The organism is Ferrimonas senticii DSM 18821 (assembly GCF_000422665.1).
Taxonomy (GTDB): Bacteria; Pseudomonadota; Gammaproteobacteria; order Enterobacterales; family Shewanellaceae; genus Ferrimonas; species Ferrimonas senticii.
Genome location: NZ_AUGM01000011.1, coordinates 22,108 through 39,879 on the forward strand (window position 1 = coordinate 22,108; position 17,772 = coordinate 39,879).

Annotated in this window: 17 protein-coding genes; 3 read left to right on the forward strand and 14 right to left on the reverse strand. The window is 54.8% G+C overall.

Features of this window, described 5'->3' with window-relative positions:
• Window positions 1–14 precede the first annotated feature (14 nt).
• The 3 genes from rluF to G506_RS0107925 all read right to left on the reverse strand — a co-directional run bounded on the left by rluF (window position 15) and on the right by G506_RS0107925 (window position 2,003).
• Window positions 15–1,031, reverse strand: coding sequence for a 23S rRNA pseudouridine(2604) synthase RluF (rluF, locus tag G506_RS0107915; protein WP_028116396.1), 1,017 nt, complete (start codon window positions 1,029–1,031; stop codon window positions 15–17).
• A gap of 105 nt (window positions 1,032–1,136) precedes the next feature.
• On the reverse strand, window positions 1,137–1,766 hold the full coding sequence (locus G506_RS0107920; protein WP_028116397.1) for a DUF2959 domain-containing protein: 630 nt from the start codon (window positions 1,764–1,766) through the stop codon (window positions 1,137–1,139).
• A 12-nt stretch (window positions 1,767–1,778) separates the two neighbouring features.
• Window positions 1,779–2,003: a hypothetical protein gene (locus tag G506_RS0107925; RefSeq protein WP_028116398.1), complete on the reverse strand. Its 225-nt coding sequence runs from the start codon at window positions 2,001–2,003 to the stop codon at window positions 1,779–1,781.
• A gap of 89 nt (window positions 2,004–2,092) precedes the next feature.
• Between G506_RS0107925 and G506_RS19210 the strand changes: the two genes are divergently transcribed.
• Together G506_RS19210 and dtd are read left to right on the forward strand one after the other, a co-directional pair.
• Window positions 2,093–2,980, forward strand: coding sequence for a virulence factor BrkB family protein (locus tag G506_RS19210; RefSeq protein ID WP_051201992.1), 888 nt, complete (start codon window positions 2,093–2,095; stop codon window positions 2,978–2,980).
• Window positions 2,981–3,045: 65 nt separating this feature from the next.
• Entirely contained in the window at window positions 3,046–3,483 is a 438-nt protein-coding gene (dtd, locus tag G506_RS0107935) for a D-aminoacyl-tRNA deacylase (RefSeq protein WP_028116399.1), read from the forward strand.
• A gap of 170 nt (window positions 3,484–3,653) precedes the next feature.
• Here the strand turns inward: dtd and G506_RS0107940 are convergent, their stop codons facing one another.
• The 8 genes from G506_RS0107940 to gmk all read right to left on the reverse strand — a co-directional run bounded on the left by G506_RS0107940 (window position 3,654) and on the right by gmk (window position 13,105).
• Window positions 3,654–4,538 carry a DUF3014 domain-containing protein gene (locus tag G506_RS0107940; protein WP_028116400.1) on the reverse strand — a complete coding sequence of 295 codons (885 nt, stop codon included), beginning with the start codon at window positions 4,536–4,538 and terminating at the stop codon, window positions 3,654–3,656.
• 88 nt (window positions 4,539–4,626) lie between these two features.
• Window positions 4,627–6,714, reverse strand: coding sequence for an ATP-dependent DNA helicase RecG (gene recG / locus G506_RS0107945; protein WP_028116401.1), 2,088 nt, complete (start codon window positions 6,712–6,714; stop codon window positions 4,627–4,629).
• A gap of 92 nt (window positions 6,715–6,806) precedes the next feature.
• Window positions 6,807–8,453, reverse strand: a complete 1,647-nt coding sequence (locus tag G506_RS0107950; protein WP_028116402.1) for an AMP-binding protein — start codon at window positions 8,451–8,453, stop codon at window positions 6,807–6,809.
• Window positions 8,454–8,653: 200 nt separating this feature from the next.
• Window positions 8,654–9,346: a tRNA (guanosine(18)-2'-O)-methyltransferase TrmH gene (gene trmH / locus G506_RS0107955; RefSeq protein ID WP_028116403.1), complete on the reverse strand. Its 693-nt coding sequence runs from the start codon at window positions 9,344–9,346 to the stop codon at window positions 8,654–8,656.
• 239 nt (window positions 9,347–9,585) lie between these two features.
• The gene (locus G506_RS0107960) at window positions 9,586–9,969 is read right to left on the reverse strand and encodes a RidA family protein (protein ID WP_028116404.1); all 384 of its coding nucleotides are present in this window, start codon (window positions 9,967–9,969) and stop codon (window positions 9,586–9,588) included.
• A gap of 16 nt (window positions 9,970–9,985) precedes the next feature.
• Complete coding sequence (spoT, locus tag G506_RS0107965) at window positions 9,986–12,085, reverse strand: bifunctional GTP diphosphokinase/guanosine-3',5'-bis pyrophosphate 3'-pyrophosphohydrolase (protein ID WP_028116405.1); 2,100 nt, start codon at window positions 12,083–12,085, stop codon at window positions 9,986–9,988.
• A 56-nt stretch (window positions 12,086–12,141) separates the two neighbouring features.
• Complete coding sequence (gene rpoZ, locus G506_RS0107970; protein ID WP_028116406.1) at window positions 12,142–12,420, reverse strand: DNA-directed RNA polymerase subunit omega; 279 nt, start codon at window positions 12,418–12,420, stop codon at window positions 12,142–12,144.
• A gap of 61 nt (window positions 12,421–12,481) precedes the next feature.
• Window positions 12,482–13,105: a guanylate kinase gene (gmk, locus tag G506_RS0107975; protein WP_028116407.1), complete on the reverse strand. Its 624-nt coding sequence runs from the start codon at window positions 13,103–13,105 to the stop codon at window positions 12,482–12,484.
• Window positions 13,106–13,653: 548 nt separating this feature from the next.
• Between gmk and G506_RS0107995 the strand changes: the two genes are divergently transcribed.
• Window positions 13,654–14,133: a Dps family protein gene (locus G506_RS0107995; protein ID WP_028116408.1), complete on the forward strand. Its 480-nt coding sequence runs from the start codon at window positions 13,654–13,656 to the stop codon at window positions 14,131–14,133.
• A 62-nt stretch (window positions 14,134–14,195) separates the two neighbouring features.
• Here the strand turns inward: G506_RS0107995 and G506_RS19215 are convergent, their stop codons facing one another.
• The 3 genes from G506_RS19215 to G506_RS0108010 form a co-directional block, all read right to left on the reverse strand.
• Window positions 14,196–15,647: a DNA recombination protein RmuC gene (locus G506_RS19215; protein ID WP_156904844.1), complete on the reverse strand. Its 1,452-nt coding sequence runs from the start codon at window positions 15,645–15,647 to the stop codon at window positions 14,196–14,198.
• Between the two features lie 120 nt (window positions 15,648–15,767).
• Window positions 15,768–16,394: a hypothetical protein gene (locus G506_RS0108005; RefSeq protein ID WP_156904845.1), complete on the reverse strand. Its 627-nt coding sequence runs from the start codon at window positions 16,392–16,394 to the stop codon at window positions 15,768–15,770.
• A 5-nt stretch (window positions 16,395–16,399) separates the two neighbouring features.
• Window positions 16,400–17,587 (reverse strand): hypothetical protein, encoded by a 1,188-nt coding sequence (locus G506_RS0108010; protein ID WP_028116410.1) that lies wholly within the window; start codon window positions 17,585–17,587, stop codon window positions 16,400–16,402.
• Window positions 17,588–17,772: the final 185 nt, after the last annotated feature.

Sequence of the window (17,772 nt, forward strand, 5' to 3'; positions counted from 1 at the left end):
TGTGGTGCATTGGCTTACTTACGCTTCAAGCTTAAGGTGTTGCCTGAACGTTTTGGCTTGTCGTTGCCCGCTTTCGGTGCATTGGGATTCACGTACACCTTGCTGCCTTGTGGCTTTTGGCTGCGGCCGCTGTTGCTTGGACGCCCTTGACCGCCTTGCTCGTTACGACCGTAGCGCGGGTTGTCCAGTACCCCGCGGCCTTCACCTTGGCCGGATGGGCGGCGAGGGTTGCCGGAGCGGGGTTTATCGCCTTCTGGTTTAATCCGTTTTGGCGAGTGGTAATCCGCTTTCGGCTGGGCGGTATTGGCGGCGGTTTTGCTGGAACCTTGCACGGCGCGGTTGATTTCGGCCATCTCTTGCTCGGTCAGGTTGCGCCATGCGCCTGGACGTAAGCCATCCAGCGACACGTTCATAATCCGGGTGCGTTTCAGGGTCACCACGTTGTAATCAAGGTATTCACACATCCGGCGGATCTGACGGTTCAGCCCTTGGGTCAGAATGATCTTAAAGGTGAACTTGCTGATCACTTCGCAGCGGCACGGTTTGGTGACGGTGCCCAAAATTGGCACGCCGCGGCTCATTCGTTCGATAAAGCGCTCACTCACCGGCTTATCTACGGTGACGATGTACTCTTTGTCGTGGGCGTTTTCGGCGCGCAGGATCTTGTTCACGATGTCGCCATCGGAGGTCAGGAAGATCAGCCCTTCAGAGGGTTTATCCAAACGGCCAATCGGGAAGATCCGCTGCTTGTGGCCGATGGCGTCGATGATGTTGCCTTGGACATCGCGTTCGGTGGTGCAGGTGATCCCTACCGGCTTGTGGTAAGCGATGTAGATCCGATCGGCTTTATCGCTGGCACTGGCTTTGATCACCCGGCCATCGACCGCCACTTTATCGCCCGCACCAACCTTGGTGCCCAGCTCTGGCAGGCGACCATTGATGGTAACGCGGTTTTGCTCGATCAATTTGTCCGCTTCACGGCGGGAGCAAAAGCCCGATTCACTGATGAATTTATTAAGACGTTTTTCCATGATGATCACTTAATGGCTGCCATTAGGCGGCGCAGTTTACCGACAACCATAGCGTTGCCCAACTAAAAAGGCGCCGATTGGCGCCTCTTGATGGTATCAACCCGCTTACTTGAGGGTAGCAATAAACTGGTCGGATTCGGCGATGGCGCTGTTCATCTCTTTGATCAGGCGATTGATTTCGACCTGCAGCGAGCTGAATTCGTTGCCGATGGCGCTGATCGCCGAGGCATTGAGGTTGTGCTTAAGGAACAGCTCGTTGTCTTTCAAACGGCGCAGTACCGGTTCCATTTTGTCTTCGGCGCGGCGCATGGCGCTAAGCATGTCGGCGTAGCGGCGCTTAGTGTCTCGCAGTTGCTGTTCGCTGCTGCGGCGGAGATTGGCGGATTGATATTGGCCAATTTCATCCTGCCATTCATCGAACATCGCGTTGGCAACGTCATCCACGGCGTCGATGTGGCTGCTGACCGAATCGGCAGCGGCTTTGGAATCGTCGTACTTGCCCTTAACTTGGTCGTACACCGCTTCCAGATCGCCACCATCAAAACTCACCAGAGTTTTCAACTGTTCCAGTGCGGAGGAAAATTGCTGCTGCGCTTCCTGTTGGCTTTCTTGAGTGTCTTCGACACGGTCAACCAAGATTTCGCGCTTATGGTAGCCGACTTGCTCGGCGGCGGCGTAGTAGGCGCTTTGGCAGCCGCTGAGTAGCAGGGTAAAGGCTAAAATCAGATAACGCATGGCGTGTTCCTCTTAAGGCTTAAATTTGGCGGCGTCGATGATGCACCACAGGTGCACAGGCAGCACGATAACGTACGGAATGAACAACAACCACGGACCGATGGCATAGCCTGTGACGAGAAAGATAAAGAATAAAAACGCCGGCAGGATCCGACCTTGGATCAGTTGCCCAAGACCTGGGAAAAATACGCTAGCCAGGGCGGCAATCACATTGCCGGCAGAACCTTGTTCAGCCATCAGTTTAATTTCCTTATGGAATTCAGGGTAATGCCGCTATGGTGCCTGATTGTTATACACTGCGCCAGAGCGATTATCAGGAGTAGATTATGGACTTAGGTGCACGGATCCGCACGGTGATGGTGGCGATGCCGTGGCGGCAGTTGCCGGGTTTTGTGCCGTTTCTGGTGAAGCGTTGTCACAACCATGGGCTGCAGATCACCGCCGGCCATTTGGCCTACGTGACGTTGTTAAGCATCGTACCGTTGCTGTCGGTGGCGCTGTCGATCTTCTCGGCGTTCCCTGGCTTTGCTGGCACCCGAGCTAAGCTGGAATCCTTTGTTTTTGAAAACTTTATTCCTGCAGCCGGCGGGGTGATCCAGCAGTATATGGGGCAGTTTATTGATAACGCCTCGAAGATGACCGCGGTGGGGATCTTGTCGTTGGCGGTGATTGCGCTGTTGCTGATCAGCAACATCGATAAGGCGCTGAATCGGATCTTTGAGATTGAAAATCACCGCCGTTGGGTCTTTTCCTTTTCACTGTACTGGATGATTTTGACCTTAGGGCCAGTGCTGATTGGCGCGAGCATAGCCGCGACCACCTATGTGACCTCCCTGAAGCTGTTTGACGATCCCAATGTTTCTGGGCTGTACACCTTTTTGATTGCGCGGTTGCCGTTCTTGCTGTCGATCAGCGCCTTTGCGCTGCTGTATCTGCTGGTGCCCAACACCCGTGTGCGCTTGTGGCATGCGGTGTTTGGGGCGATGGTGGCGGCGTTGCTGTTTGAAGCGTCCAAGAAGGGCTTTGCCTGGTATGTCACTAGCTTTCCATCCTACGAGGCGATCTATGGCGCCTTAGCGGTGATCCCGATTCTGTTTGTCTGGGTTTACCTGTCGTGGTTGATTGTGTTGTTTGGGGCGACGGTGACGGCGGCCCTGCCGGAATACTTTGTGTGTCCGCGAGAGCCTGACGATCCAGCGCTGGAAAGTGCTTAATCGCCCTTGTTGAAAACGCTCATCTTCGCCAAGATGAGCGTTTTTAGTGGTGGGGTGAGAGAACCATGATTGCGTTGATCCAACGAGTGCGCCAAGCCAAGGTGGAAGTGGCTGAGGAAGTGACCGGCCAAATTGGTACTGGTCTGCTGGTGCTGCTGGGGGTTGAGCGTGACGACGACGACGCCAAGCTGAAGAAGCTGGCGGATAAGGTGATCAAGTATCGGATCTTCAGCGACGCTGACGGCAAGATGAATCTGAACGTCCAGCAAGCCGGTGGCAGTTTGTTGGTGGTCAGCCAATTCACGCTGGCGGCGGATACTGAAAAAGGCCTGCGCCCGAGTTTCTCCTGCGCGGCCCACCCAAGCGAGGCGGAAGTGATGTACCAGCGCTTTGTTGAGTACTGCCGTAGCCAAGGCATGATCGTAGAAACCGGTCGGTTCGGCGCTGATATGCAGGTGTCCCTGACCAACGATGGCCCAGTGACGTTTAATCTCAAGAGCTAATTGCTAATCATTGCCAGCTATTAGCAGTGATTTGTCAGTTATCAGTAAACGCAAAAGGGTAGCTCACGGAGCTACCCTTTTGGTTTACTGCGACCTGCTGTTAACTAATGACTGACAACTGACAACTGACAACTGACAACTGACAACTGACAACTGACAACTATTCGGGTCTATTCATTCAATGCGCTTTTGAAGCGAGTAAGCAGCGACTTGATCTTGCGGGTATTGCTAGGACCCATGCGGATCAGTGTCTTATGGGCATCGCTAAGCGCTTCGATGTCGTCGTCGGCAAAGGTGTAGTTCACGCTGTAGCTCTTCAGTGCCAGTGGTTGGTCGTATTCTGGCGCCGCCAACAGGGTATCGATGGCGTTAAACAGGGTGTTACGGAACTGCCCTTGTGGATAGCCGAGCTCTTGATAGGCGCTATCCAGCAGTGGTTCGATGGTCAGATAAGCCGTGCTGAGCTGGGCCTCATCAAGGCGATAGAGAAAATCTGCCATTTTATCAAAGCGACGGTAGCCCTCTGGGTCCAGATAGATGGCGTTATTTAACTCCAGCACTGTGAAGCTTTCGGTTTGTGGCAGCAGTGGCCCTTGGCTGCGCATCAGCTCGCCCGCCGTTAGGTTATCGACAAATACCGCGGTGCGGCGCAGCAGATTGTCCTGTCGCAACGCACTGTCGATCTGCATGCCATCGGCGATGTCAGCCAGGAGGCTTAAACTGAAGTCGTCAGAGTCGTCCAAGCTCGGCAGCTTGATGGGTTGCGGCTGTGGCTCTGGTGCGGGCGTCGGTTCAACCACTGCCGGTTCGGGTTGCGGTTTGGCGGCTGGCGCGGGTTGTGGCTCTGGCTCGACCACCGGCTCTACCGGCAATGGCTCAATCGGCAGCGTTGGTTCTGGGATCACCACCGGCGCGATCGGTTCTGGGCGGGAGGGTTCGCTGGTGCTATCACTAAGCCAGTACCACGCCCCAGCACAGCCGACGATGGCGACTGTCACTGCGCCGACAAGCAGCGGATTGAGCTTGCCGTCTTGGCTGCTGTTGTGTTCATTCATCGGGTAATATTCCCTTAATTCTGAATCTGTTGATTGTGGCTTTCTGAGCCATGGTGTCTAGCAGAATCGCTGCCGTACTCGATCCCGATCAAGCTTGGGAGTAGATCTCTCTTCCTGCCAGCCAACGTTCAATAATTGCCGGCACCCGTTCGCGGTGATGGCTCATTAGGTGCGCTGCTAACCGCTGTACCTGCGGGATTAATGCGGCATCGCGTACCAGATCGGCGATTTTCATCTCGGCCAAACCGGTTTGGCGGGTGCCCAAAACTTCGCCGGGACCGCGAATTTCCAAGTCGCGTTGAGCAATCAAAAAGCCGTCGTTGCTTTGTCGAAGTACGCCCAAGCGCGCTTGGGCGGTTTTTGATAGCGGCGCGTGGTACAGCAATACGCAGTGGCTGGCGACGCTGCCACGACCAACCCGGCCACGCAGCTGATGCAACTGGGCGAGGCCAAGACGCTCGGGGTTTTCGATGATCATCAAGCTGGAGTTGGGCACATCGACGCCGACCTCAATCACCGTGGTTGCCACCAATAGATGCAGTTCGCCCGCTTTAAAGCGCTGCATCACCTGCTGTTTGTCATCGGCTTTCATGCGGCCATGGACCAAACCGATTTTTAGCTCGGGCAAGCGCTCGGTTAGCTCAGTGGCAGTGTCTTCCGCCGCTTGGCACTGCAGCACTTCCGATTCGTCGATCAAGGTGCATACCCAGTAGGCCTGTCGACCTTCAACGCAGGCTTGGCGAACCCGTTCGATCACTTCATCACGACGATTATCGCCGATGGCAACGGTGGTAATTGGCGTCCGTCCCGGTGGCAGTTCATCGATAACCGAAACATCCAGATCGGCGTAGGCGGTCATCGCCAAGGTGCGCGGGATCGGCGTGGCGGTCATGATTAACTGGTGCGGGTAGCGACCATCCTTGTGGCCTTTTTCGCGCAGCTCTAACCGCTGATGAACCCCAAAGCGATGTTGTTCGTCGACGATCGCTAAAGTTAGGTGAGCAAACTGCACCTGCGCTTGGAAGATGGCGTGAGTGCCGACCACCATCTGGGCGCTGCCATCGGCAATGGCGGCCAAGGTGGCCTCGCGGGCTTTGCCTTTGAGCTTACCGGCCAGCCATGCCACTTCAATGCCGAGGGGCTTGAGCCAGTTACCAAAGGCGATGGCGTGTTGTTCGGCGAGGATTTCGGTTGGCGCCATCAGCGCCACTTGCTGGCCTTGGCCGATGGCAGTTAGGGCGGCGAGGGCGGCCACTAGGGTTTTACCGGAGCCCACATCTCCTTGCACCAAGCGCATCATCGGCTCGGCTTGCGCTAAATCGGCGCGGATCTCTTTGATCACCCGTTGCTGGGCGCCGGTGGGGGTAAACGGCAGTTGGCTTAAGAAGCGTTGTTCCAGCTCGGTATTGATGGTCAATGGCCACGCTTGGGTGCCGCCGGTTTGCTGGCGCAATTGCAGCATCGACAGGTTCTGGGCCAGCAACTCCTCCAACACTAAGCGTTGCTGGGCTGGATGTTGGCCATCCAGCAGCAGTTGCTGATCGGCGTCGGGATCGGGGCGATGGACGTAGCGGATGGCCTCGGTTAGCGAGATCTGGTGTGGGTATAACCCTTCCGGTAGCAGCTCTGGCAATTGATGATATTGCAGCAGTTTCAGCGCTTCCTCGCTGAGTTTGCGCAGTCCCGCTTGCTTTAAACCTTCGGTGCTAGGGTAGATCGGCGTTAGCGCGTCTTCCAGCAGCGGGTGGGTGCTGTCGCCGAGGATATGGTATTCCGGATGGATGATCTCGGCGCTGCGCATGCCGGCGCGGATCTCGCCAAAGGCGCGCACGCGTGCACCGACTTTAAAGCCATCTTTCTGAGCGGTGGCAAAGTTGAAGAAGCGCAGAGTGATGGTGCCACTGTCCTCTACCAGTTTGACCGTCAGCATTCGCTTGCGGCCATAGCTGATGCTGGCTTCGACCACTTCGCCTTCGACGGTGGCGTGTTGGCCGGGCAACACTGCGGCCACTGGCCACAGGCGGGTGCGATCTTCGTAACGCAGCGGCAAATGCAACAGCAGATCTTGGACGGTGCTGATCCCAAGTCGTGCCAGTTTTTCGGCTAATTTATCGCCCACCCCTTTGAGGGAGGTTACTGGTAATTCACGAAGTACATCGCCGCCGCAGCTGTTCACATCGGACTCATAGATACTGTTTATTTATCCAGATGTTATCACTGCCGGCGGCGAAGGCCAACGCTGTTAGCGAATCGTCCTAATGAGGAATATCACTGCCAGATGATCTGTTCTTTACGAATGTCGCCGATCATCTCGTTAAAGCGCTCCTCAAGCACATGACGTTTGATCTTCAACGTTGGGGTCAATACGTCGTTCTCTACCGTCCACGGTTCTTTGGTTAGCAGGGCGCCGCCTAAGGTGGCGTGACTTTCCATCAAGGTATTGATCTGGCTGATGGTCTCTTTCAGTGCGGTTTCGACTTCAGCGCGATCCATCATTTGCGCGCTTTCGGTTAATTGCAGCAGGGCCACCGGGTAAGGCTGGCCGGAGCCAATCACGCAAGACAATTCAATCAGCGGATTTTGCGCCAACTTGGCTTCAATTGGCACTGGAGCGACGAACTTGCCTTTAGCGGTTTTAAAGTTGTCTTTGATGCGGCCGGTGATGGTCATGTAGCCATCGGCATCGATGTGGCCCTGATCGCCGGTGCGGAAGAAGCCATCTTCATCGAACACTTCGGCGGTGGCGGCGTCGTTTTGGTAGTAGCCGCTAAACAGCGCCGGGCTTTTAAACAGCAGTTCGTTGTTGTCGCCCAGTTTTAGCTCGCAGTTCATCGGCGCGCGGCCAACGCTGCCGATCTTGTCGCTGCGAAACGGAATACCAATGGTGCCGAGCGCGGCGGTTTCGGTCATCCCCCAGGCTTCGGAGATATTCATGCCAACGGTTTGATACCAGCGCAGCAGCGCCGGTGCCACAGGCGCAGAGCCACAGCCGAGCATTCGGGCGTGGTTTAAGCCCAGACCGTCACGGATCTTTTTGGCGACAATGCCTTTGATGATCGGCAGTTTCAACAGCAGATCCAGCTTGGAGGCGGAGCCGATCTTCTCGATGACTTGGGCGCGGAACAAGGTCCACAGGCGCGGTACCGATAGGAACAGCGTCGGTTGGCACACCTTAACGTCGTCGACGAAGGTTTGTAGGTTTTCAACAAAGTAGACGGTACCACCACAGGCGGTGGCAGTGCCCTCGATGTAGCTGCGCTCGGTGATGTGCGCCAGTGGCAGGTAGCTGATCACCCGATCTTCTGGGGTGGCTTGCAGTTCTTGGAGCATGATGTCGACGGCAAAGGCATAGGCACCGTACTTAAGCATCGCACCTTTGGGATTACCGGTACTGCCAGAGGTATAGATGATGCTCATCAAGTCGTCTGGCAGCGGGATCTCCAGCTCAATGGGCTCGGCCATCTGCAGCAGCTGTGACCAGCTGTACTGACATTGCAGCGTTGGATGGTTCATATCGAAGCGCAGCAGATTTTCTGGTACCGCACTGGCAAGCGCTTGTGGATCGTCAAGCTTGCCTAAGAAGATCGCCTTGGCACCGGAGTGATTAAGCACGTAACGCACGGTTTCGGCGCTGGCGGTAGGGTAGATCGGCACACTGATAAAACCGCCAGCTTGCAGCGCCAGATCGGTCAGAAACCATTCGGCACAGTTCTTTGACAGGATGGCGACCTTATCGCCGGCAACCAGCCCCAACTGTTGCAGTGCCCCAGCCAGCCGCTTTACTTGGTCGTACGCTTCAGCCCAGTTGATATCGTGTAGCTGGCGCTCGCGTGGCTGTCGTAGCCACACTTTTTGTGGTTGTTGTTCGGCCCAATGGGCGAGATGCTGCAGTGGCAGCAACGGTTGGTTAGACATTGTTATCGTTCCTTTTTTGTTAGAAGTATCCCCTAGCTTCCGGCTAGATAGGCAGTTAAAACCGGTCGAACCAGTGGCAACTGACTTCAACGCGCATGACTACCACTCTGTTATTACTAGCGTTTTTCAATATAAAAGGCGAACGATTGGTGATGTTTTGTACAGCTAATGCGGTGGTGGATGATACAGAACAATAATCTTCAGCTGACCGAACGCAACTGCATTGCTTGCCACCAGGATTCCGGTGCCTCGATTTGGCCATCGGCATCGATGCGCGGGTAGGGCAGTTTTTTACGGCGGCACAATTTGGTGAAGATTGGGTGGCCGCCCTCGAACAGGATCCGTTGGGCGCGGGCGTCATCGATGGTGCGGGTGCCATACAAGCCGGCTTGTTGCCGTTGGCGCTGAGCTTCATACAAGATCAGCGCCGCCGCCACGGATACATTCAGCGATTGCACCATCCCGACCATCGGCACTTGGATCTGTTTATCGGCCAGAGCGAGGGCGCGATCGCTGATGCCATCGCGTTCATTGCCCATCAGTAGCACCGTTGGTTGGGTATAATCGATGTCGCGAAAATCACAGGCATCGGTGCTTAAGTTGGTGACCACCACCTGCATCCCTTGGCCGCGAAAATGCGCCACGGCGGCGTCGGTGCTGTGGTGACTGTGCAGATCAACCCATTGACCGGAACCCGAGGCTTTGTGGTTGGAGATCCGCTGGTAGCCATCTTCGGCCCAAATGGCGTGAACATCGCTGATGCCGACCGCGTCGGCGGTGCGGATCACTGCAGAGAGGTTGTGGGGTTTGTGGATATTTTCCAAACAGACGGTTAAATCGATTTGGCGGTTATCCAGCATCGCATTGATGCGAGCGAGGCGTTCTGGGGTCATGGCTTATCCTTTGCCACTTGGGGGTTATTCAATCCATTGTCTGGATGTCGTTTGACCGATTATCGCCGAGATAACAGCGCTGGCGATTGATGTTGGTCATCGACTTGATATGACAATGGGAGCCGCAGCTCCCATCGTTAATACGCAAGGGTAAATTGCCTCAATCAAGGCATTCAACTTACTGCTAGTGGCTCTACCAGTAAGTTGAATAACGCCGAGTGAGGCAATTTAAACCAGTATTACAGCACCATCACGCCGTCCATCTCGACCAGCACATCTTTTGGCAGTTGCTTAACGCCAATCGCTGCACGAGCTGGGTATGGCTGCTGGAAGTATTGCGCCATCACTTCGTTTACTTTGGCGAAGTTGGCCAGATCCAGCATGTAGATGTTCAGTTTTACGATATCTTGGATGGAACCACCGGCGGCTTCACAGACCGCTTTTAGGTTCTCAAATACCTGTACTACTTGGCTGTCGAAGTCTTCACCGGCTTTCTCCATGGTTTTTGGATCCAGCGGGATTTGACCAGACAGGTATACGGTATCGCCCACTTTTACTGCCTGAGAGTAGGTGCCAATTGCCGCTGGGGCGTTGTCGGTGGCGATAATGATCTTTTCTGCCATTGTTGTTTCCCTCAAGTTAGTTGCGGCCGCGAGAGGCCTTAATAACGTCATCCATCACCCGGATCTTGCGCAGTACGTTGGCCAAATGGACTCGGTCACTGACCGTCAGGGTCATGGTAATCACGTAGGTACGGCCATCGCGATCTTCGGTGTAGATGTTATGGATATTGGCGTTGGCTTCAGCAATGACGGTGGTCAACTTGGCCAGCGCACCGGTGTGGTTCACCAGTTCAATTCGCAGTTCAGTAAGGTATTCGGCATCGACGTCGTCGGTCCACTCTACCGTTAGGAATTTCTCTGGTTCACTTTCCAGTTGTTTAGCGATGTTACGGCAGGTGTCGATGTGAACCACCAGCCCTTTACCGGGGCTAACATGAGCCACTACGTCATCGCCTTCAATCGGACGACAGCATTTGGCAAAGGTAACCAGCATCCCTTCGGCGCCTTTGATCGGCATCTTGTCGCGACTGCTGGCAACGATTTCTGCTTCACCGCGTAGGCGCTGGGCGACCACTAGGCTCATGACATTGCCAAGGCCGATGGCCGACAGCAGTTGCTCCAAACTGTCGTAGTTGGAGGCGTCGATCACCTGTTGCAGCTTATCGGCATCGATATCATCCAAGCGCAGATCGCCCAAGGCATGGTTGAGCAAGCGGCGGCCCAAGGTGACCGATTCGGTCTGGGCGACGTTTTTCAGCACATGACGGATCTTGGCGCGAGCCTTGCCGGTGACCGCGAAGTTGAGCCAAGCGGCGTTCGGCCGTGCCCCTGGGGCGGTGATGATTTCGACGGTTTGGCCCGATTCCAACGCTTTTGACAATGGGTAGGCCTGACGGTTTACTCGCGCACCAACGCATTCGTTGCCGATGTCGGTGTGGACAGCGTAGGCAAAGTCGACCGCCGTGGCACCGGCTGGCAGTTCCAGGATTCGCCCTTTCGGGCTGAAGACGTAGATCTCGTCCGGGAACATGTCGTTTTTGACGCTTTCGATAAATTCAAATGAGTTACCGGCACTTTGCTGCAGCTCCATCAGGGTCTGCATCCATTTGCGCACCCGGATCTGGGCGGCGGTGGCGCCATCTTCTTGGTTTTTGTACAGCCAGTGGGCGGCGACGCCGCGATCCGCCATCTGATCCATCTCTTCGGTGCGAATTTGGATCTCTACCGGTACCTGATGTGGGCCATACAGCGAGGTGTGCAGGCTTTGATAACCGTTGGCTTTAGGGATCGCGATGTAGTCTTTAAAGCGGCCGTGACGGGGCTTGTAGAGGTTATGCATAGCACCGAGGACGCGATAGCAGGTATCGATATCATCGACGGTGATCCGAAACGCGTAGATGTCCATCACGTCTTGGAACTGCAGTTCTTTGCTGACCATCTTTTTGTAGATGGAGAACAGGTTCTTTTCGCGGCCGTAGACGGTGGCCTTAATAGCGGAATCTTCGAGGCGGCCTTGGATGGCGGCTTCGATGCTGTTCATCAGCTCTTTGCGATTGCCACGGGCGGCAAACACCACCTCTTTCAGCACGCGATAACGCATCGGGTGCAGGGCGCGGAAACCTAAGTCTTCCAGTTCGTTTTTAACGTTGTGGATGCCAAGGCGGTTAGCCAGTGGCACGTAGATTTCCAAAGTTTCGCGGGCAATGCGGCGCATCTTGTCGGGACGTAGCGAGCCCAAGGTGCGCATGTTATGAGTGCGGTCGGCCAGTTTGATCAGGATAACGCGGATATCCTTGACCATCGCCATCACCATTTTGCGGAAGTTTTCGGCCTGCGCTTCTTCGCGGTCGCGGAACTTCAGCTTATCCAGTTTGGATACGCCTTCGACCAGTTCAGCAACGGTGTCGCCAAACAGGGTGGCCAAGTCGGCTTTGGTGGTGGGGGTGTCTTCGATCACGTCGTGCAGCAGTGCTGCCATCAACGTTTCGTGGTCCAAACGCATCTCACCCAGTATACGGGCAACCGCAACTGGGTGAGTAATATAGGGATCGCCACTGGAGCGCATCTGACCGTCGTGGGCATCACGGGCAGTGATGTAGGCCAGTGTTAGCTGTTCAACCTGTTGCGGTTCGAGATAACTGGCGGCCAGCTCTTTTAGGCTTTCAAACAGGTACAACAGCGACCTCCTGAGGAAACGTAACAGCCTGCCAATGGCAGGCTGTTACCGAGCAATTACAGAGTGCGACCTTCAGCGATGGCAGCTACTGCAGCCAGCTCAGCGGCTTCTTTTTCGCGCTCAGCTTGACGCTCTTGTTCGTCCAGAGTGCTGGAGGTGATCAGGCCCAGTTCGATTTCGCGCAGAGCGATAACGGTGGACTTGTCGTTTTCCTCTTCCACCAGTGCTTCTTTGCCCTGAACGGACAACTGGCGGGCGCGGCGCGCTGCAACCAGGATTAGGTCAAAACGGTTGCCGATTTGGTTTACGGCGTCTTCTACAGTAACCCGTGCCATTACGAGGAACTCCTGTGTCTAAACGATTAAAAAAATGACGCAAAAGTGTACTTAAAAAGCGTTATCGCGACAATAACTCTGCAAGCATATCACTGTGCGCTTCTGCCTGCCTAGCCAGACGGTTACGTTGGCTTTGGACAATGGCCTTCAGTTCGGTCAGGGCAGTATCAAACTGCTGATTGACGATGACGTAGTCAAACTCGTCAAAGTGGGACATCTCTGCCACCGCTTCGGCCATGCGACCGGCGATCACCTCTTGGCTGTCTTGGCCGCGGCCGGTTAGGCGACGTTCCAATTCCGCTTTCGATGGCGGCAGGATAAAGATCCCCACGGCATCGCTCAGCTGCTGTTTTACCTGACGGGCGCCCTGCCAATCGATATCGAGGAAAACGTCGATGCCGTTAGCGAGGGTTTGTTCGATGGTCAGTTTCGAGGTGCCATAGAAGTTGCCGAATACTTCGGCGTATTCAAAAAAGTGGCCCTGCTCGATTTGCGCTTTGAACTGCTCTACCGACAGAAAGTGGTAGTGGACTCCGTCTTGCTCACCTGGGCGCGGGGCGCGGGTGGTCGAAGACACCGACACCTGCATGTCCGCAGGTTTATCCTGCAAAAGTGCGCTGATCAGCGACGATTTGCCGGCGCCACTGGGGGCGGCGACGATAAACAAGTTGCCACGGCGTGCCATGATCCGTTCCTGACGTTGTTGGCCTAAGTGTAGGCCAGGCTAAAACTGAACCGCGCCGCCAAGGTGACCTTGCCAGCGCCGGATAAAATTAAAGCGCGCAACTTTATCATGAGCCAACCCGATGACCAACTATTGCTGCACTTGCCACGTTAAGTGAGTGGCTAACCGTTGACTGGCGCCTGAATGCCAGTCGAATTTATGTGCGCTGATTTTTCCGATAACTGTGATTCACATAGATGATTTTGTGTTCGCTTTGATCTGGGTTACATTGAAGTTGTCGAAGCAACAACGACAAGCCAATTGGCAGATTAGCTGGTTGTTGAGTTTCTTCATTCATCATCATCTCCGTTTAAAAATACCAGCGTGCAGGCTGGTATTTTTTTGTCCATCGCAAATTAGCTCAATGCTAAGCCTGTTGTGTCGCAATCGCATTAGTCATATCAAAACTCATTTTAAATCGATTATTGCGATTCAATTGTTGCGTTATCATCGGATCCTTGTTGGTTCTACACTCTGTGCTGTCATCAAAACTTAAGCGGAGAATCACCATGGCGACTAACTTGATTGGCTTGGAACAACAAGGGGCACAGCAACTGGCAGCCGGCTTAAATCAGCTGTTGGCAAACTACCAAGTGCTGTATATGAACGTGCGTGGTTTTCACTGGAACGTGCGTGGCAGCAACTTCTTTGAGCTGCACGCCAAGTTTGAAGAGATCTACGATGCGATGCTGATCAAAGTGGATGAGTTGGCCGAACGGATCCTGACTTTGGGCGGCGAACCGCTGCATGCGTTCAGCGATTATCTGGCGATCAGCCAAATTGAAGAGGCTAAAAACCTTGCCGACGGCACTCTGGCGATCGATAAGATCCTGGCTGCCTATCAGTTGCTGCTGCAGCAACAGCGCCAATTGATGGCCGCAGCCGGTGATTTGGGCGATGAAGGCACCGCCGCGCTGTTGAGCGATTACGTGTCGCAGCAAGAGAAAGAGGTGTGGATGCTGGCCGCTTACCAAGGCCGCCGCGCTTAAGCGTCAACACCTCCTAATAACAACGCCGAACGATGCTGTCGTTCGGCGTTGTTGCAATTGCGCTACTGACTGACGTTGCTGTGACTCGGCAATTCCGGCAGATGTTCCAGTTCGAGATTGGCTTTGTCGACCAAGGCGGGGGAGAGTTCCTTCTGCACCGCCACCCCTAATTCTTTGAATTCGGAAGCTTGCTTGATCAGGTTGCCGCGGCCGCTGTAGAGCTGCCCCAGCGCTTTGTCGTAGCTGATTCTGGCGCTGTCGAGCTGTTTGCCAACCTGTTCCATGCTGACCAAAAAGGCGTTCAACTTGCTGTAAAACTTCTCGGCACGATTGGCCAACTCGGCGCTGTGTTTGCTCTGATCTTCTAAGCGCCACAGCTGACGAACGATATTGAGGCTGGTCAGCAAGGTGGTTGGGGTTGCCACCAGAATGTGTTGTTCCAATGCCCGCTGAAACAAGGTGTCGTCGGCTTTCAGGGCCTCCACGTAGGCGGATTCTACCGGGATGAACATGATCACCACTTCTGGTGAATTGAGCCCCGGTAATTTGCTGTAGCGCTTGCTGGCCAATTCATTGATGCGATCTTGCACTGCCGCCGCATGCTGTTTAAGCGCAGTTGCGCGTTCTAGCTCATCGTCGGCATTCACAAAACGGGTGTAAGCGTTCAGTGAGGTTTTGGCGTCCACCACCAGATGCTTGCCCTGCGGCAGATAGACGATGGCATCCGGCCGTAAGCGCCCCTCTTCGGTAGTAAAGCTGACCTCACGCTGGTAGTCCTTACCAAGGCGCAGGCCGGCGTTATCCAGCACGTTTTCCAGCATCAGCTCGCCCCAGTTACCTTGGACCTTTTTCTGGCCTTGCAGTGCGGTGGTCAGCTTGTCGGCTTGCGCGGTGATCGCTTGGTTAAGCTTTTGCAGGTTTTCCAGTTCGGTGCGCAGCTTGGTGCGCTGCTCGGTCTCTTGGTTATGGATGGTTTCGACCTTGTCCTTAAAGCCTTTCAGTTCGGCGTGGATCGGGGTCAGGATGTGGCTCATCGCCTCTTTGTTCATGGCGTTAAAGGCTTGACCTTTGCGCTCTAAGATCTCCGCCGCCAACTGCTCAAATTGATTCGCCAACTGCGCTTTGTTGTGTTCCAGCAGCTGCAGTTGCTGCTGGAAGTGCTGCTGCTTTTCACTGAGGGTGGTGGCTAACTCTTGGCGTTCGGTGGCCAGTGCCAGCAGTTCGTGGGATTGCTGCTCCAGTCGATGCTCTTTGTCCCGCAGTTGCTGTTGCAGCAGTTGCCGGTTGCTGTGGGCCGCTGCCAGTTGCGCCTGCAGTTCGGCCAGTTGTTGCTGCTGTAAGGTGCTGCGTGATTCCAGCGGTTGCAACCGTTGCAACTGTTGCTGATCCAGCAGTTGCTGTTGTTGCAGCTGCTGCAATCGGCGGCGCTGCGGTCGTTGCCACAGCACGGTGGCGGCAACGCTGACGGCGCTTGCCAGTGTCAGCAGCAGGCCGATTTCGGCAGCGGCCGTCATAAGAGGAGAAAAGTCCATAAGGGATAATTAGTTAAACGCGATAGCCCGACCATAGCGCGAGCGTAAGACAACAAAAAGCCCCGCGTGAAGCGAGGCTAGTAAGATTGCGCAGTGAACCCGCTATTTGACGATGGCGTGCAGGATCACAAACGGCACGGCAATGATATAGACCGGCACCATGGTGCTGTAATAGATCACTTTGTCGACGGTCGATACCTGTTCACCCAGTTGCGCCGCTTGCTGGCTATCGGCATCGCACGCTTGTTGCAGGCGCTGACGTTCGCTGGCGCACTGTTGATAGCGTTGCTGTTGCTGATTAAATGACTTCAGATCGCTGCGGTACTGGCGCCACGGTTGGCTTTGATTGAGCACCATATCTTGTTTGAACGGACCGCAGGCTTTGGTTGCCGCTTGCTTCCAGTCGCGTTCGAAATGGCGTTGGCGTTCGTTAACGTTGTTGTAGTTATCGATGCCCATCTTGGCGAATTCCAAGTCGTCTTGCAGTGCTTTAGCCATTTTGCTTTTTAGCTGCCAATGACACGGATTGATCGACTTATCTTGGACCCGTTCAGCGCCTTTCGGTTTTACCGCGCGGTTAACCGGTGCACTGCCACACTGTGGCTGCGCTTCTAACAGCGCGCAGGAGGTTTCCGCTTGCTCGGCCATCTGCTCGTGAGCTTTCATCGCCGATGAGGCACAGCCAGAAAGCGAGGCTACCGCTAGCATGGCTAGGAGAGTACGCCACATGCTATTTACTCCGCTTGCAGACGCAGGGTTAGCTGAGCAAACTCAGCTTCCAGGGCGCTGTTATCAAAGACGATGATCTCTGGGGTGCTGAGGGCGATCACGCTATCAAACATCGCGGTTGAATCTTTGATCAGCATGCCGATGGACTGGCTGTTGCTGACGGTTGCCAAGGTGTTGTCGGCGGCCTGCTTCTTGTTTTGCACCAGCAGCTTCGACTTGTTGAAACGCTCGCGGTCTTTTTTCAGTACCTTGCTGTACAGATCCACCGCTTTGAGGTTGATCAGCTGCGATTTGATGTTGGCTTCGTAGATTGGCTTCACATCTGGGGTGGCGTTGGCCAGCAGCTGTTTAGTTTCACGAACCAAACGCTCGGATTCAAAGCGCATCCGCTCCAGTTTCGGGATGTAGTTGTAGGTCAGACGATCTTCAAACTGATCGTAGATGTACAGCTGCAGCGCGATCAGTTCCGAGAACAGGCCGTAGTAGCGCTTGGCCACTTGCAGGTTGCCGCTGGCGTTTTGCGAGGCCACCGCCAGCTGGCTAACCATCTCACGCATGATTGGGAACACGGTCATCGCCGCCATCATATCGTCGCTGTTAACCCGGCTAAGCAGCGCTTCAATCTCTTTGTTGCTCAGGAATACGCCGTGCAGACCCAACTGCTCGGACACCCCTTGCAGCACCGCGTTGCGCTGCTGTTCGGCACTGTACAGTTGCTGCTCTTTGCGCTTCACATTGGTGCGCACTTGATCGATCTCTTGCTGTTCGAACACGAACGCCAAATTGGCTTTCATATCGGCGATTTCAGCGGAGTACTGCGCGATCTCGGCATCGTGCTTTTGCAGCTTGTTGCGGTAGCTCTGGATATCCTCATCCAACATGTCTTGGAACAGGTTTTTGTAGAGGCTGTTGATCTCGTCGTAGGCGTCTTGTTTGGTGTCACCGAAGAACGCTTTTTCTGGCAAGGTAGTGGCGCGTTGACGCTGCTCTTGCGCTTCGGTCAGGCCTTTGGCGGTTGGCTGCCAGTGCTCAGACAGCTGCTGCTGAAGAAATTCCAGCGCCATCTGTTTGTGTTCTGGGGTGATGTTTTGTGCCAAGCCATTAACGGCGCTGACGGCCAAATTAGGGGCAGCAAGGGTGGCCGCTGGCATCATTAGCATCGCCAAGGATGCCGCAATTAGGTGTTTCTTCATGGGGTGCTCAAACAACATGGCAGCGTGGTTGCTGCGCTTGGCCTAGACGAGTGCCGCTAGGGTAACGGCGGGCGGGGATTCTAACTCAGCAACGCGCAATTGATGGAAGATTTTTGTCTAATTTTTAAGACAATTACGCTCGGGATCCGCAGTGAATACCGAGCGCAAAAAGTCAGGATGACAAT

Bases quoted from the DNA above. Each gene is read 5' to 3' on its own strand.
- rluF (WP_028116396.1), bottom strand. From the start codon at position 1,031: ATGGAAAAACGTCTTAATAAATTCATCAGTGAATCGGGCTTTTGCTCC.
- G506_RS0107920 (WP_028116397.1), bottom strand. From the start codon at position 1,766: ATGCGTTATCTGATTTTAGCCTTTACCCTGCTACTCAGCGGCTGCCAA.
- G506_RS0107925 (WP_028116398.1), bottom strand. From the start codon at position 2,003: ATGGCTGAACAAGGTTCTGCCGGCAATGTGATTGCCGCCCTGGCTAGC.
- G506_RS19210 (WP_051201992.1), top strand. From the start codon at position 2,093: ATGGACTTAGGTGCACGGATCCGCACGGTGATGGTGGCGATGCCGTGG.
- dtd (WP_028116399.1), top strand. From the start codon at position 3,046: ATGATTGCGTTGATCCAACGAGTGCGCCAAGCCAAGGTGGAAGTGGCT.
- G506_RS0107940 (WP_028116400.1), bottom strand. From the start codon at position 4,538: ATGAATGAACACAACAGCAGCCAAGACGGCAAGCTCAATCCGCTGCTT.
- G506_RS0107950 (WP_028116402.1), bottom strand. From the start codon at position 8,453: ATGTCTAACCAACCGTTGCTGCCACTGCAGCATCTCGCCCATTGGGCC.
- trmH (WP_028116403.1), bottom strand. From the start codon at position 9,346: ATGACCCCAGAACGCCTCGCTCGCATCAATGCGATGCTGGATAACCGC.
- G506_RS0107960 (WP_028116404.1), bottom strand. From the start codon at position 9,969: ATGGCAGAAAAGATCATTATCGCCACCGACAACGCCCCAGCGGCAATT.
- rpoZ (WP_028116406.1), bottom strand. From the start codon at position 12,420: ATGGCACGGGTTACTGTAGAAGACGCCGTAAACCAAATCGGCAACCGT.
- gmk (WP_028116407.1), bottom strand. From the start codon at position 13,105: ATGGCACGCCGTGGCAACTTGTTTATCGTCGCCGCCCCCAGTGGCGCC.
- G506_RS0107995 (WP_028116408.1), top strand. From the start codon at position 13,654: ATGGCGACTAACTTGATTGGCTTGGAACAACAAGGGGCACAGCAACTG.
- G506_RS19215 (WP_156904844.1), bottom strand. From the start codon at position 15,647: ATGACGGCCGCTGCCGAAATCGGCCTGCTGCTGACACTGGCAAGCGCC.
- G506_RS0108005 (WP_156904845.1), bottom strand. From the start codon at position 16,394: ATGTGGCGTACTCTCCTAGCCATGCTAGCGGTAGCCTCGCTTTCTGGC.
- G506_RS0108010 (WP_028116410.1), bottom strand. From the start codon at position 17,587: ATGAAGAAACACCTAATTGCGGCATCCTTGGCGATGCTAATGATGCCA.